This window comes from Marinobacterium halophilum (assembly GCF_003014615.1).
GTDB lineage: Bacteria > Pseudomonadota > Gammaproteobacteria > Pseudomonadales > Balneatricaceae > Marinobacterium > Marinobacterium halophilum.
This window is the reverse complement of sequence record NZ_PYGI01000026.1, coordinates 39,513-53,987: the sequence shown is the minus strand read 5'-3', so window position 1 is coordinate 53,987 and position 14,475 is coordinate 39,513. Positions and strand designations below refer to the sequence as shown.

Annotated in this window: 11 protein-coding genes and 3 tRNA genes; 11 read left to right on the top strand and 3 right to left on the bottom strand. The window is 54.2% G+C overall.

From position 1 onward, the window contains the following. Positions 1 to 173: 173 nt before the first annotated feature. Positions 174 to 249 (bottom strand) — tRNA-Phe (locus tag CLV44_RS15860). A 79-nt stretch (positions 250 to 328) separates the two neighbouring features. Continuing rightward, positions 329 to 2,362, bottom strand: coding sequence for a methyl-accepting chemotaxis protein (locus tag CLV44_RS15855; protein ID WP_106593098.1), 2,034 nt, complete (start codon positions 2,360 to 2,362; stop codon positions 329 to 331). A 201-nt stretch (positions 2,363 to 2,563) separates the two neighbouring features. Here CLV44_RS15855 and carA point away from each other — a divergent pair, with 201 nt between their 5' ends. Genes carA through greA form a run of 3 tightly spaced genes read left to right on the top strand, consistent with a single transcriptional unit; the run spans position 2,564 to position 7,451 of the window. Further along, positions 2,564 to 3,703, top strand: a complete 1,140-nt coding sequence (gene carA / locus CLV44_RS15850; RefSeq protein ID WP_106593101.1) for a glutamine-hydrolyzing carbamoyl-phosphate synthase small subunit — start codon at positions 2,564 to 2,566, stop codon at positions 3,701 to 3,703. Positions 3,704 to 3,753: 50 nt separating this feature from the next. Further along, positions 3,754 to 6,978 carry a carbamoyl-phosphate synthase large subunit gene (carB, locus tag CLV44_RS15845; protein WP_106593097.1) on the top strand — a complete coding sequence of 1,075 codons (3,225 nt, stop codon included), beginning with the start codon at positions 3,754 to 3,756 and terminating at the stop codon, positions 6,976 to 6,978. Then, positions 6,975 to 7,451, top strand: coding sequence for a transcription elongation factor GreA (gene greA, locus CLV44_RS15840; protein ID WP_106593096.1), 477 nt, complete (start codon positions 6,975 to 6,977; stop codon positions 7,449 to 7,451). Before carB ends, greA begins: the two co-directional genes overlap by 4 nt. Before the next feature lie 59 nt (positions 7,452 to 7,510). Here greA and CLV44_RS15835 read toward each other — a convergent pair whose 3' ends face one another. Further along, positions 7,511 to 7,813, bottom strand: a complete 303-nt coding sequence (locus tag CLV44_RS15835) for a YhbY family RNA-binding protein (protein ID WP_106593095.1) — start codon at positions 7,811 to 7,813, stop codon at positions 7,511 to 7,513. A gap of 329 nt (positions 7,814 to 8,142) precedes the next feature. Between CLV44_RS15835 and ftsH the strand changes: the two genes are divergently transcribed. From ftsH to rimP, 8 genes are all read left to right on the top strand, one after another. Further along, the gene (gene ftsH / locus CLV44_RS15830; protein ID WP_211298166.1) at positions 8,143 to 10,152 is read left to right on the top strand and encodes an ATP-dependent zinc metalloprotease FtsH; all 2,010 of its coding nucleotides are present in this window, start codon (positions 8,143 to 8,145) and stop codon (positions 10,150 to 10,152) included. Between the two features lie 98 nt (positions 10,153 to 10,250). Then, positions 10,251 to 11,111 (top strand): dihydropteroate synthase, encoded by an 861-nt coding sequence (gene folP / locus CLV44_RS15825; protein WP_106593093.1) that lies wholly within the window; start codon positions 10,251 to 10,253, stop codon positions 11,109 to 11,111. A gap of 3 nt (positions 11,112 to 11,114) precedes the next feature. Next, entirely contained in the window at positions 11,115 to 12,464 is a 1,350-nt protein-coding gene (gene glmM / locus CLV44_RS15820; RefSeq protein WP_106593092.1) for a phosphoglucosamine mutase, read from the top strand. A 45-nt stretch (positions 12,465 to 12,509) separates the two neighbouring features. After that, positions 12,510 to 13,277: a triose-phosphate isomerase gene (gene tpiA, locus CLV44_RS15815; RefSeq protein WP_106593091.1), complete on the top strand. Its 768-nt coding sequence runs from the start codon at positions 12,510 to 12,512 to the stop codon at positions 13,275 to 13,277. 12 nt (positions 13,278 to 13,289) lie between these two features. Next, positions 13,290 to 13,655 carry a preprotein translocase subunit SecG gene (secG, locus tag CLV44_RS15810; RefSeq protein ID WP_211298165.1) on the top strand — a complete coding sequence of 122 codons (366 nt, stop codon included), beginning with the start codon at positions 13,290 to 13,292 and terminating at the stop codon, positions 13,653 to 13,655. 18 nt (positions 13,656 to 13,673) lie between these two features. Then, positions 13,674 to 13,759 (top strand) — tRNA-Leu (locus CLV44_RS15805). A 46-nt stretch (positions 13,760 to 13,805) separates the two neighbouring features. Continuing rightward, positions 13,806 to 13,882: transfer RNA gene (locus CLV44_RS15800), tRNA-Met, on the top strand. A 133-nt stretch (positions 13,883 to 14,015) separates the two neighbouring features. Next, positions 14,016 to 14,471: a ribosome maturation factor RimP gene (rimP, locus tag CLV44_RS15795; RefSeq protein ID WP_106593089.1), complete on the top strand. Its 456-nt coding sequence runs from the start codon at positions 14,016 to 14,018 to the stop codon at positions 14,469 to 14,471. Positions 14,472 to 14,475 lie beyond the last annotated feature (4 nt).

Genomic DNA, 14,475 nt, shown 5'->3' with positions numbered 1-14,475 from the left:
CAGGATAATATCCACCCTGAAGACATGGGTATATAGGAAAAATTCCTATTTTGTCTCAGGCGATGCCGTACTGCTGTCGGTAGCGTTCAATTGCGGCCATATCGTTGGGTGTGCTTAATGAGAAGGGATATGAACGAAAAAGGCCTGCATTTGCATGCAGGCCTTCGGAATTCTGGTGCCCAGAGACGGAATCGAACCGCCGACACGGGGATTTTCAATCCCCTGCTCTACCGACTGAGCTATCTGGGCTAAACAGACGGTATTTTTCCATTGTGAGCCATTATTGTCAACTATCATGCTGATTTTTATTGTTATTTTTGTTGAGTGATTAGTGGAAACGGCTAGTTACTTCTTGCAGTATGCGGCTGAGTGTTGCGATTTCATCAGCAAGTTGACGGTTGCCGTTGGCTTCGCTTGCCGAATTTCCTGCCAAAGACGCGCTCAGGTCAATGGCTATTTGAATCTGAGTAGTCGTCTGTGATTGCTGCTCTGTTGTAGCAGCGATCATCGCATTCATATCGGATATATCACATACGGCTTGTTCCATTTCGTGCATGGATACCCGCGTGTCCTCGACGGCTTTGACGGTCGTTTTTACCAATTTCTTTTGCTGATTTACACAAGTGCTTGCGGTGTGGGAGGCATTATCAAGTTTGTTGATAAGAGCTTGTATTTGTTCCGCGGATTGCGCCGTATTGTTGGCCAGATTACGTACCTCATCGGCTACGACGGCGAAACCTCGACCGGCGGATCCTGCGCGTGCCGCCTCTATGGCCGCATTCAGTGCCAGCAAATTGGTTTGTTCAGCAAAGCCGTGAATGACATTCAGCACTTCTCTGATAGCAACAGCATCCAATCGTACTTGCTCGATGCTGCTTTCCGTTCGCTCGGTTTCATCATTGAGCTGTCGAGCGTACTCGCTGGTATCCAGCATCAACTTGCGGCCCTGCTGCATCTGTTGTTGTACATGTTGAGTGGCCTCGCTGGTTTTGTTGGCACTAAGAGCAATGTCCTGATAGGAGCGGGTAAGTTGTTGCATCTGTTCTGCCGACTCAGCGGTTTGCTGTTGCTGTTGTTGCACGACATTTTCCAGGCGCATCGAGCTTTGTGTTGCCCGTAGCTGTAAGGCGTTCAACAGGCCGGTTTGTTGGCTGATTTCGTTGATCAATTGGTTGAAATACGATTGCAGCTGGTTGAGTGCTGTGTCCAGACTATTGGCTTCGTGGAAATGGCTATCGAAGTAGATAGTGGCACTTAGGTCACCGGCAGCCAATTGGCTGATGTAGCGACAGCTAGTGCTGATTAGGGTGGCCAATCGATGAAGTAATACGCCCATTAAAGCGCCCGTCAGTAAAATCAGGATAACGGATACACCCAGAATCCAATATGTATTATCCAGTATCGTTTGATAGCTATTGTTGAGTATTTGCTCGATCCGGTCGAGTTTCTCCTTGAGTATCAATATATGGCGGCTGGCTGTCGCATGCCCTTGCAGCTTCAGTTGACTGAACTTACCAGCATTGTCCAATTCTTTCGGGTAGCGATTGATCAGGTCATGGATCTGGGCACGGGCCTCATCGCCCAGTTCAACCTGGCTTTGTTCTGTATCCCAGCCCATTAATTCGGCCATGGGGTCTGTCTCGCTGGCCTTGTAGATTCCCAGAAGCTGCAAGGACTGGAGTTGGTCAGCGCTAACCTTCATCTGTTTCAGATGCTGTTCTATGGAGGCTCTTGTGTCGTTATCCAGCTGGGTGAAGTAGTGTTGGCGCAGTAAGGTAAGATGGTGAAGAGCTGCAAGCAGATCGGCAGTGTGTTCGAAATAGCGGGTGCTCAGTGAGAGGTACCCCGGCCGTTCCGTGCGTTGACTGCCTTGTGCTGCATATTCTGCAAGGCCCTTTAAGCTGTAGGCCAGTTCCCGTTCATTATTGACTAGAAGGGCTTGAGGATCGGTTAGCTTGCCTGCAGATCTGAGCTGAGGGATAACTTCTGTGCGAATGCTGCTAAGTGCCCCATCGATTTCCTGACTGATGTCGGCATCAAGCCAATGGTTGGCAGTATTCTGCGCCAATGCCTGTTCAATGCCTTGCTCGATGGTGGTCAGCTCGGTGGTATCGCCGGAGTTCATATATCGGTTTGCCGGTTGCTCAATATGTTTTTGTATCTGCAGCGTATATTCGTGATATTGGATGTTATTGGTAAACGCCGCGTCCAGTCGTGTTAGCGACCAGATGACGGATAAAGTAAGTGCGCTGAGCATGGCAAGCAGGGTGAGGGAAGATAGTCGGGCCAGTGTGGAAATCTTCATCAGGTACTCGCTTGGAATGTTATCTTTGGGCGACAGGATATTAATTTTCTGTGACATGCCGGTGACATTGAGGGATGCGAGTGTGCATGGACTCAGCGGAAGTGATCGTCTAGAATAGAGGGGTTTAGCCTGCTAAGAATGCAGGCAAATAACAGCCAGATTTATAGAAGCGAGGTAAGCGTCCAGTTTTGCCTCGCTTTTTTGCACGTATCCTATCCAACTGTCCAGTATATGCAGCGCATGCGCGGGGAGGTTCAATTGACGCGACCAGCCATTCTAGCCCTTGAAGACGGCAGCATTTTCAGGGGAATAGCAATTGGCGCCGATGGTGAGTCCAGTGGCGAGGTGGTTTTCAACACCTCAATGACCGGGTATCAGGAAATCCTGACAGATCCGTCCTACTGCCGCCAGATTGTGACCCTGACCTATCCTCACATCGGCAATACCGGTGTGAACACAGAAGATGAAGAGTCCACCCGTACCTGGGCGGCCGGTCTGGTCATTCGTGACCTGCCCCTGCTTGCGAGCAATTTCCGCTCCGAGCAGACACTGGATCAGTACCTGAAAGCCAATAATATTGTTGGGATTGCGGATATCGACACCCGCCGTCTGACGCGTATTTTGCGTGAAAAAGGTGCCCAGAACGGCTGCATCATGGCCGGCGATAACCTGAGCGAAGAGAACGCACTGGCTGCTGCGCGTGCATTCCCGGGTCTGAAAGGCATGGATCTGGCGAAAGAAGTCAGTGTGGCCGAACGTTACGAGTGGCGCTCTACCACATGGAAGCTGGGTGTCGGGCATGAAGACAGAAACGATGCCGACCTGCCGTTCCATGTGGTCGCATATGACTACGGCGTGAAACACAACATCCTGCGGATGCTGGTTGAGCGTGGCTGCCGTCTGACCGTGGTGCCGGCACAGACCCCGGCAGCTGACGTATTGGCCCTGAATCCGGATGGCGTTTTCCTGTCCAATGGTCCGGGTGATCCTGAGCCTTGCGACTATGCCATTACGGCAATCCGTGAAATTCTGGAAAGCACAGTGCCGGTTTTCGGTATCTGTCTGGGTCACCAGCTGCTGGCTCTTGCTTCGGGTGCGCAAACCGTGAAGATGAAATTCGGTCATCATGGTGCCAACCATCCAGTGCAGGATCTTGGCCGCAAGAACGTAATGATCACCAGTCAGAACCATGGTTTTGCCGTTGATGAGACCTCTCTGCCGGCAAACCTGCGTGCTACTCATAAATCCTTGTTCGATGGTTCACTGCAGGGTATAGAGCGTACAGATGTATCTGCGTTCAGCTTCCAGGGTCATCCGGAAGCCAGCCCGGGTCCGCATGACGTGGCGCCGTTGTTCGATCGCTTTATCGAACAGATGCAAGCCCGTCAGCAAGCCTGAATACGCCCTGACAAGTCAGTGACAGCAACAGAGACGACCGGTTAAGACAGATGCCAAAACGTACGGACATAAACAGTATTCTCATTCTAGGTGCAGGCCCGATCGTAATCGGACAGGCCTGTGAATTCGACTATTCCGGTGCTCAGGCGTGTAAGGCGCTGCGCGAAGAGGGATACCGGGTCATTCTGGTCAATTCCAATCCGGCGACCATCATGACCGACCCGGCCATGGCCGATGCGACCTATATCGAGCCGATCAACTGGAAGACCGTCGCCAAAATCATCGAAAAGGAACGCCCGGATGCACTGCTGCCCACCATGGGTGGTCAGACGGCGCTGAACTGTGCGCTCGATCTGGATCGTGAAGGTGTTCTCGCCGAATTCGGTGTGGAAATGATCGGTGCAACCCAGGATGCGATCGACAAGGCTGAAGACCGCGAACGCTTTGACAAGGCGATGAAAAACATCGGTCTTGAGTGTCCGCGTTCCGGTATTGCCCACAATATGGAAGAAGCATTCAAGGTACAGGAATCGATTGGCTATCCGGCGATCATCCGACCTTCTTTCACGATGGGTGGAACCGGTGGCGGTATCGCCTACAACCGCGAAGAGTACATCGAAATCTGTGAGCGTGGTCTGGACCTGTCGCCGACCAGCGAACTGTTGATTGATGAGTCCCTGATCGGCTGGAAAGAGTACGAGATGGAGGTTGTTCGTGACAAGAACGACAACTGCATCATCGTGTGTGCGATCGAAAACTTTGATGCCATGGGTGTTCACACCGGTGATTCCATTACCGTGGCTCCGGCGCAGACCTTGACCGACAAGGAATACCAGATCATGCGTAATGCATCGATCGCGGTATTGCGTGAGATCGGCGTTGAAACCGGTGGTTCCAACGTACAGTTCGGTGTGGATCCGGAGACGGGGCGTGTCGTAGTCATCGAGATGAACCCGCGAGTGTCGCGCTCATCGGCCCTGGCATCCAAGGCAACCGGTTTTCCGATCGCGAAGATCGCCGCCAAGTTGGCCGTGGGTTACACCCTTGACGAGTTGCAGAATGACATTACGGGCGGTCGGACACCGGCATCGTTCGAACCGTCAATCGACTATGTCGTTACCAAGATTCCGCGTTTCACCTTCGAGAAGTTCCCGCAGGCCAATGACCGCCTGACGACACAGATGAAGTCTGTAGGCGAAGTGATGGCCATTGGTCGTTCGCAGCAGGAGTCATTGCAGAAAGCCTTGCGCGGCCTGGAAGTCGGTGCTGCCGGCTTTGATCCGATTGTTGATCTGAATGCCGAAGATGCACGTGATGAAATCGTGACCGAGCTGACCCAGCCGGGCGCGCAGCGTATCTGGTACATCGGTGATGCTTTCCGTCTCGGCATGAGTGTCGATGAAGTCTACAAGCTCAGCGGCGTTGATCCCTGGTTCCTGGTCCAGATCGAAGACTTGATCAAGGACGAACAGCGTGTCTCCGAAACGGCATTGAGTGAGCTGGACAAGGATCAGATCTTCCGCCTCAAGCGCAAGGGCTTCTCCGATACCCGCTTGTCACACCTGTTGGGCGTGTCTGAAAAGCAGTTCCGCAAGCACCGCCAGAATCTCGGTGTACGTCCGGTGTTCAAGCGCGTAGATACCTGTGCCGCTGAATTCTCGACAGATACTGCGTACATGTACTCGACCTATGAGGAAGAGTGCGAAGCCAACCCGTCGGACCGTGAGAAAATCATGGTTATCGGTGGTGGGCCGAACCGTATCGGTCAGGGTATCGAATTCGACTACTGCTGTGTACATGCTGCTCTGGCTGCACGAGAAGATGGTTATGAAACCATCATGGTCAACTGTAACCCGGAAACGGTTTCGACCGACTATGACACCTCTGATCGCCTGTTCTTCGAACCGATTACGCTGGAAGACGTGCTCGAAATCGTTCACGTTGAGAAGCCGAAAGGTGTGATCGTACAGTACGGTGGCCAGACGCCGCTGAAACTGGCGGTTGCATTGGAGCAGGCCGGTGTGCCGATTATCGGTACCAGCCCGGAAGCGATCGACCGTGCCGAAGACCGCGAACAGTTCCAGCAGATGCTGAAGCGCCTGGGCTTGAAGCAGCCTGAAAACGCAACCGTGCGCAGCCTGGAAGAGGCCATTGTTGAAGCGGGCAAGATCGGATACCCGCTGGTGGTACGTCCGTCGTACGTGCTGGGTGGTCGGGCGATGGAAATCGTCTACAAGGAAGACGAGCTGCGTCGTTACATGACGACGGCGGTGCAGGTTTCCAATGACGCTCCGGTACTGCTGGATCACTTCCTGAATGCAGCGGTAGAAGTGGATATCGATGCCGTAAGCGATGGTAAAACCGTCGTGATTGGCGCCATCATGCAGCATATTGAACAGGCGGGTGTTCACTCCGGTGACTCAGCCTGCTCTCTGCCGCCGTACAGCCTGGCCAAGGATGTGCAGGATGAAATGCGTGAAATGGTGCGCAAGATGGCACTGGAACTGGGTGTTATCGGTCTGATGAACGTGCAGCTGGCCTACCAGGATGGCGAAACCTATGTCATCGAGGTTAACCCGCGTGCATCGCGTACCGTGCCGTTCGTATCCAAGTGCATCGGCGTTTCGTTGGCTGCAATTGCCGCACGCGTCATGACCGGCAAGACTCTGCAGGAGCTTGGCTTTACCGAGGAGATCATCCCGACGTTCTTCAACGTCAAGGAAGCGGTCTTCCCGTTCAACAAGTTCCAGGGTGTTGACCCGATTCTCGGCCCAGAAATGAAGTCGACCGGTGAAGTCATGGGCACAGGCACCACATTTGGTGAGGCGTTCATGAAGGCGCAAATCGGCGCGGGTGAGAAAATGCCGACCGCCGGTGGTAAGGCTTTCATCTCTGTGCGTGACGTGGACAAGGCTGCTGTTGTGCCGGTCGCAAAAGATCTGGCTGAGTTGGGCTTTACCCTGGTGGCTACCAGCGGTACGGCTGCACTGCTTGAAGAGGCGGGATTGACCGTTGCCAAGGTGAACAAGGTTGCCGAAGGCCGACCGAACATCGTGGATATGATCAAGAATAGTGAAATCAGCTATGTGATCAACACGACCGAAGGCCGCAAGGCGACTGCTGATTCAGCTGAAATTCGTCGTTCTGCACTGCAGCACAAAGTTCCCTATACCACTACGCTGGCGGGTGCCGCTGCCACGGCAGAAGCACTCAAGTATGGCGAAGAGAAGACTGTTCGCCGTCTTCAGGATCTGCATGCAGGAGTCGTAGGATGAAGCGGGTTCCCATGACCGTCCTGGGTGAGCAGCGTTTGCGTGAAGAGCTGGCCGACCTCAAGTCGGTCCAGCGCCCGCGTGTCATTGCTTCCATCGCTGAGGCACGCGAACACGGTGATCTCAAGGAGAATGCCGAGTATCACGCGGCGCGTGAACAGCAGGGTTTCATCGAAGGGCGTATCCGCGAGCTGGAGTACAAGCTGTCACAGGCGCTGGTGATCGATGTCACCACGATTCCGCCGACAGGCAAGGTGATTTTCGGGACCACCATCGAGTTAATCAATATCGACACCGATGAGACCGTGTGTTACCAGATCGTGGGTGATGACGAGGCCGACATCAAACAGGGTAAAATCTCCGTCAATTCACCGATTGCGCGAGCATTGGTGGGTAAGGAAGAGGGTGATATTGCCGCTGTGCAGACGCCATCGGGCATGACCGAGTATGAGGTTGGCAAGGTCAGCCACCTCTGAGTGATTTGTACGTAAAAAAAACCGCCGAACACAGTCGGCGGTTTTTTTATGTCTGATGCTTAGCGCATCAAGTTGGAAAGCTTGGGGTTCGGGTTCCGTGCCGCACGGTAGATCAGGGCGATATTACCGATCTCCTGCACCAGTTCGGCTTCCACGATGCCACACATCTGACGGATCATCTCGCGCTTGATCGCGCGGTCACCGACCGAGAATTTCACTTTGATCAGCTCGTGATCTTCAAGTGCGCGGTCTACTTCCAGCTGGATGTTTTCGGTCAGGCCATTACCGGCGACCATGACGATCGGGTTCAGTTTGTGGCCAAGGGTGCGGAAGTGCTTCTTTTGCTCAGGCGTCAAGCTCATACTAGAATATGGTGCCTCTTGATGGGGGATGACCCCGTTGGTCAAATAAACAGCTATTTTACCTGAGTCCTGCGGGGCTGAGTAGCAGCAGGCAGCAAGCAGTCAGGTACAATTGTATCCGATAGTCGTTAATAGTGTGCTGTAAGGAACGTTTTTGCATCATGCAGATCGAATGTCATCGCACGGGCCGTTACAGAAAAGCCTGCTCGGATGTGCATTTGAGCGCGTACAACTATAAAACAGGTTGCGAAGCGGTGCTGATTCAGTAACAGTGGCAATCTCGAGCGGCCGACAGAATTGAGTGAACAGAGGGTGGTCCATTGAACGATATGGCAAAAAATCTGGTGTTGTGGTTGGTGATAGCAGCCGTTCTGCTCACCGTCTTCAACAATTTCAGTGCCGAAAGCGAAAGTAACAAATTGAGTTATTCCGACTTTGTGGCTGAGGTGCAAGCTGACCGGGTCTCCAAGGTCACCATCGAAGGCTTTACCATTGTAGGTCAGCGCAGCAATGGTGAGCGTTTTGAAACCGTGCGCCCGGCGGTTCAGGATCCAAAGCTGATCGATGATTTGCTGCAGCACAATGTGGTGATCGAGGGCAAACAGCCTGAACGTCAGAGCATCTGGACCCAGCTGCTGGTGGCATCTTTCCCGATTCTGGTGATCATCGCTGTGTTCATGTTCTTCATGCGCCAGATGCAGGGCGGCGGGGGGGGCAAAGGCGGCCCCATGTCGTTTGGCAAGTCGAAGGCGCGGATGATGAGCGAAGACCAGGTCAAGACCACCTTCGATGACGTGGCTGGTGTCGAAGAAGCCAAGGAAGAGGTCAAGGAGCTGGTTGATTATCTGCGTGATCCAGGCAAATTTCAGCGCCTGGGTGGGCATATTCCGCGCGGCGTACTGATGGCCGGTTCACCGGGTACGGGCAAGACCCTGCTGGCGAAAGCGATTGCGGGCGAAGCACGGGTACCCTTTTTCAGCATTTCCGGTTCTGACTTCGTGGAAATGTTCGTGGGTGTGGGCGCCTCGCGTGTGCGTGACATGTTCGAACAGGCCAAGAAGCATGCGCCCTGCATCATCTTCATTGACGAGATTGATGCCGTTGGCCGCCACCGTGGTGTGGGCATGGGGGGTGGTAATGATGAGCGTGAGCAGACCCTGAACCAGTTGCTGGTCGAGATGGATGGCTTTGAAGGTACGGAAGGTGTCATCGTTATCGCGGCGACCAACCGTCCTGACGTGCTGGACCCGGCGCTGCTGCGTCCGGGTCGCTTCGACCGCCAGGTACATGTCGGCTTGCCTGACATCCGTGGTCGTGAGCAGATCCTGAAAGTACACATGCGCAAAGTGCCGTTGGGCGATGACGTCAAGCCTGAGTTGATTGCACGTGGCACCCCCGGTTTCTCCGGTGCAGACCTGGCCAACCTGGTGAACGAGGCTGCCTTGTTCGCAGCGCGTAACAGTCGTCGTACCGTCGGCATGGAGCAGTTCGAGCAGGCCAAGGACAAGATCATGATGGGCGCGGAGCGCAAGTCCATGGTCATGTCGTACAAGGAACGCCTGAATACGGCCTACCATGAAGCCGGGCATGCGATTATCGGTCGTCTGATGCCGGAGCATGATCCAGTCTACAAGGTCTCCATCATCCCGCGTGGCCGTGCGTTGGGTGTGACCATGTTCCTGCCGGAAGAGGATCGCTACAGCCATAGCCGCCAGTGGATCATTTCGCAGATCTGCTCGCTGTATGGCGGACGCCTGGCTGAGGAGATGACACTGGGCAAGGATGGTGTCACCACCGGTGCTTCCAATGACATCCAGAAAGCGACCATGCTGGCGCGTAACATGGTGACCAAGTGGGGACTCAGTGATGAACTGGGGCCGTTGCTGTACGGTGACGAAGATGATGACCCGTTTGGCCGCGGCATGGGGCAGGGTGCCAAGCCGATGTCGGAAGAAACGCAGAAACGTATTGATGCCGAAGTGCGTAACATCATCAATACCTGCTATCAGAAAGCATCGCAGTTGCTGCATGAAAACCGCGATATTCTGGATGCCATGGCACAGGCGTTGATGAAGTATGAAACCATTGGTGCGGATCAGCTGGATCAGTTGATGGAACGTACGGATGTGACGCCGCCGGAAGGTTGGGTGGAAGCGCAGGAGCGTGCAGAGCAGGCTGAGCGTGATGCCCATGAGATGAAGCAGCAGGCACCTGCTGCCGATGATGCTCCGGCGGATGATGCGCCCGCAGATGATTCGGTGGACAAGCAGAAACCTGATGCTGATGACACCGACGACAAGGATAACAATCCTTGGCAGCGTCCTGACGGTGATCGCTGATCGGCGTTGATCTGATATGATAAAGCCGGCCATGGGGCCGGCTTTTTTGTATGTGCCGGTCTGTGGGTGTGTAGATTCAAAACGGGAGAGGGGAGACGATGACGGTATTGCAGTGTGCGGGACGTAAGCTTGATCTGTCGACAGTGCAGGTGATGGGTATCTTGAATGTTACCCCGGATTCTTTTTCCGACGGCGGCAGCGTTTACCGTGATCGTCAATTGTCAGTCGAGATGGCGCTCCGCAAGGCTGAGCAGCAGGTAAGGGAAGGCGCAACCCTGATTGATATCGGTGGGGAGTCCACCCGTCCAGGTGCTGAGCCGGTGTCTGTGGCAGAAGAGCTGGAGCGTGTCATCCCGGTTGTTGAACGCCTGAGTCGCGAGCTGGATGTGGTGTTGTCAGTGGATACCAGCGCACCGGAAGTGATGCAGGCCGCCGCCGACGCCGGTGCGGGCTTACTGAATGACGTGCGTTCATTCTCGCGACCGGGAGCGTTCGACGTCGCGGCATCAACCGATTTGGCACTCTGTGTCATGCATATGCAGGGGAGCAGTCCAGCGACGATGCAGCTTAAGCCCTGCTATCGTGATGTGACCGAAGAGGTGGAGCATTTTTTGCAGTTTCAGCAGCAGCGCTGCCGCGAGGCAGGAATAGAGAGTAAACGCCTGTTGTTGGATCCCGGTTTCGGATTCGGTAAAACATTGCAGCATAACCTTGAACTGTTGAACCGGATGGACCGGCTGCAGGGGCTGGGTACACCGCTTTTGGTAGGTACGTCGCGCAAATCGATGATTGGCATGACCTTGAACAAGCCTGTGGATCAACGTCTCTATGGTAGTCTTGCCACAGTCGCGCTGGCAGTCAGCAAGGGTGCAAAGATTGTCCGTGTTCACGATGTGGCGCCAACCGTGGACGTAGTGCGAATGACCGAAGCGGTCATGAATGAAACGGCAGGAGAGTAACAAGTGAGCAGGAAGTATTTTGGTACCGATGGTATCCGTGGCGAAGTGGGGCAGTTCCCGATCACGCCCGATTTTGTTCTCAAGCTTGGCTGGGCGGCCGGTTGTGTATTTGCACGGGAAGGGCGCAGCAAGATTCTGATCGGCAAGGACACGCGTATTTCCGGTTACATGTTCGAATCGGCGCTGGAAGCCGGGTTGTCGGCCGCAGGGGTTGATGTGCTGTTGACCGGCCCGATGCCCACGCCGGCCATTGCCTATCTTACGCGTACCTTTCGTGCCAACGCCGGTATCGTGATCAGTGCGTCACATAACGTGTATTCCGATAACGGCATCAAATTCTTCTCCGCTGACGGTACCAAGCTTCCTGACAGTATTGAGCAAGCCATCGAAGCGCAGATGGACCTGGCGATGACGACCGTGCCCTCTGCTGCGTTGGGCAAGGCGCGTCGTGTTGAAGATGCGGCTGGGCGATATATCGAATTCTGCAAGGGAACCTTGAGCAGTCGCTTCAGCCTGCGAGGGCTGCGTATCGTGCTGGATTGTGCCAACGGCGCGACCTATCACGTAGCCCCAAAGGTGTTGCGAGAGCTGGGAGCTGAGGTTATAGAGATTGCTTCCGCCCCGAATGGTGTCAATATCAACGACGCCTGTGGCGCGACCGACCCTGCCCAGCTGCAGAAGGCGGTGCTGGCGGAGCGTGCGGACCTGGGTGTTGCTCTGGATGGTGACGGCGACCGTTTGATGATGGTTGATCATCAGGGTGAGGTCGTGGATGGTGATGAGATTCTGTTCATTATGGCCTCTGCTCTGCAGAAGCAGGGGATATTTGAAGGCGGAGTCGTGGGCACGCTGATGTCGAATTTTGGTTTGGAGCAGGCGCTCAAGCAGCGGGATATTCCCTTCGTGCGTGCCAATGTCGGTGACCGTTATGTCATTGAGCAGCTGCAACAGCACGGCTGGACTCTGGGTGGAGAGAGTTCGGGCCATATCGTCTGTGCGCACTTGACCACAACGGGTGATGGTCTGGTAGCGGCGCTGCAGGTGCTCAAGGCAATGATTGAGTGTGAGCAGAGCCTGTATAGTCTGAAATCGGGCATGCAAAAAATGCCGCAAACCATGATCAATGTGGCCATGCCGCGCAAAATGGATCCGATGCAGCAGGACGAAGTGGTTGCTGCCGTGCGTGCCGTAGAAGCAACATTGGGCGAGCGCGGACGTGTGTTGCTGCGTCCGTCAGGGACTGAGCCTGTTGTGCGAGTGATGGTAGAGGGCGAATGCGCGGAAGAAGTGGAAAGGCTGTGTGCCGAGTTGGCAGGGCATGTTGAAAAAACACTGTTGACCCTTGCCAGCTGATTTGGGCTCGGCTACTATATGCGCCTCTTTCATAAGGGGATATCGATGCGTAAAGCACTGGTTATCGGTAACTGGAAGATGCATGGCTTAAGCAGCCGCAATAGCGAGCTGGTTGAGCAGATTGCTTCCGGTATTGAAGATGAGGCTTTCAGCAGTGTCGATATTGGCATGTGCCCGCCATTTGTATATTTACAGGCAGTGGCGACACAGCTGGCAGAAACAGCAATTGCTGTAGGTGCTCAGAACATGAGCCAACATGCCAGCGGAGCCTATACCGGTGAAGTGTCAGCTGAAATGTTGGTCGATAGTGGATGTGGTCTGGTTATACTGGGGCACTCCGAGCGACGAGCCATTTTTGGTGAGGCTGATGTGGATGTAGCCGCAAAAGTTCAGGCTGCATTGCAAGCGGGGTTGTTGCCGGTAGTGTGCGTAGGGGAAACTCTACAGCAGCGCGAATCGGGTGAGGCGACTGCGGTTGTTGTCAATCAGCTTGAACAGGCGCTGAGCGGTTTGAGTGCTGATAATATTGCTCGCGTCGTGGTGGCTTACGAGCCAGTATGGGCTATTGGTACAGGTTTAACAGCATCACCTGAGCAGGCGCAAGAGATCCACAAGGTGCTGCGTGTATCCTTGTATGACCTTGCAGCAGATACCGCCGATACTGTACGTATTCTGTACGGTGGTAGTGTCAATGCCGGAAATGCACAGGCGCTTTTTGCGCAGCCGGATATTGATGGCGGCCTTATAGGTGGCGCTTCATTGAAGGCTCAGGAATTTATTGCGATCTGCCGTGCTGCGGCAGTCGCCGGCTAAACGGTGTCGATGATGGAAAGTATTGTTCTGATCGTTCATGTGTTGCTGGCTGCTGCGATTGTTGCTCTGGTGCTGTTGCAGCAGGGCAAGGGTGCTGAAGCAGGTGCGGCATTCGGTGGCGGTGCATCACAAACCGTATTTGGTAGTCAGGGTTCCAAGAGCTTTCTTGGTCGCCTGACGGCTATTATGGCAGCAGGTGTGTTTGCAACCAGCTTTGGTTTGGCTGTTTTTGCCAAGCAGAAAGCAGAAAGTGTAAATGATGCTGGCATTCCGGCCGCAGAAGTGATTGAATCTGCTGCTGAAATTCAGCAGGGCCTGCCCGCTCTTGAAAGCAGTCAGGCAGTTCAGCAGCCATCAGATATTCCGGTTGCTGAGTAAGCGGATTTAAAAGTTTAAGCCGAAGTGGTGAAATTGGTAGACACGCCATCTTGAGGGGGTGGTGAGCTATGCTCGTGCCGGTTCGAGTCCGGCCTTCGGCACCATTTGTAAATAGAGCAGGTGTGGTGTATGATGTGCACCTGTTTCTGATGCGGGGTGGAGCAGTCTGGTAGCTCGTCGGGCTCATAACCCGAAGGTCGTTGGTTCAAATCCAGCCCCCGCTACCACTTTTCTTTACGATCAAGCCCCTATTAAGGGGCTTTTTCGTAGATGATCTACAGGCACCAGGTGCCACGTCAGAAATGGGTCCTCAGAGGCCCATTTTTTGTTTCAGGCATATCCGGAACGAGGTCTTCGTCAGTGTCAGCCAAACTAAAAGCCTTACAGGAATTGATAGAACCGGCCGTTGTCGCGCTGGGTCTTGACCTATGGGGACTGGATTTTCATTCGGCCGGTCGGCAGAGCACGCTGCGCATCTACATTGATGGCCCGGAAGGCGTCTCGGTTGATGATTGTGCGCGTGTTAGTCATCAAGTCAGTGGCATTCTCGATGTCGAGGATCCGATCCAGGAACAATACATGCTGGAGGTATCTTCTCCGGGTATGGATCGGCCCTTGTTCACCCTGGAACATTTTAAAGCATACGCAGGCCACACCGTACAGCTGCGTCTGCGCGTACCTTTTGAAGGACGCCGCAAATTCAAAGGCCTGCTGAACGGCGTCGAGGGTGACGAGGTTCTGTTGGTTGTCGATGATGAAGAGTATCTGTTGCCGGTTGATTATATCGACCGTGCCAATGTGATTCCCCAGTTTTAACACC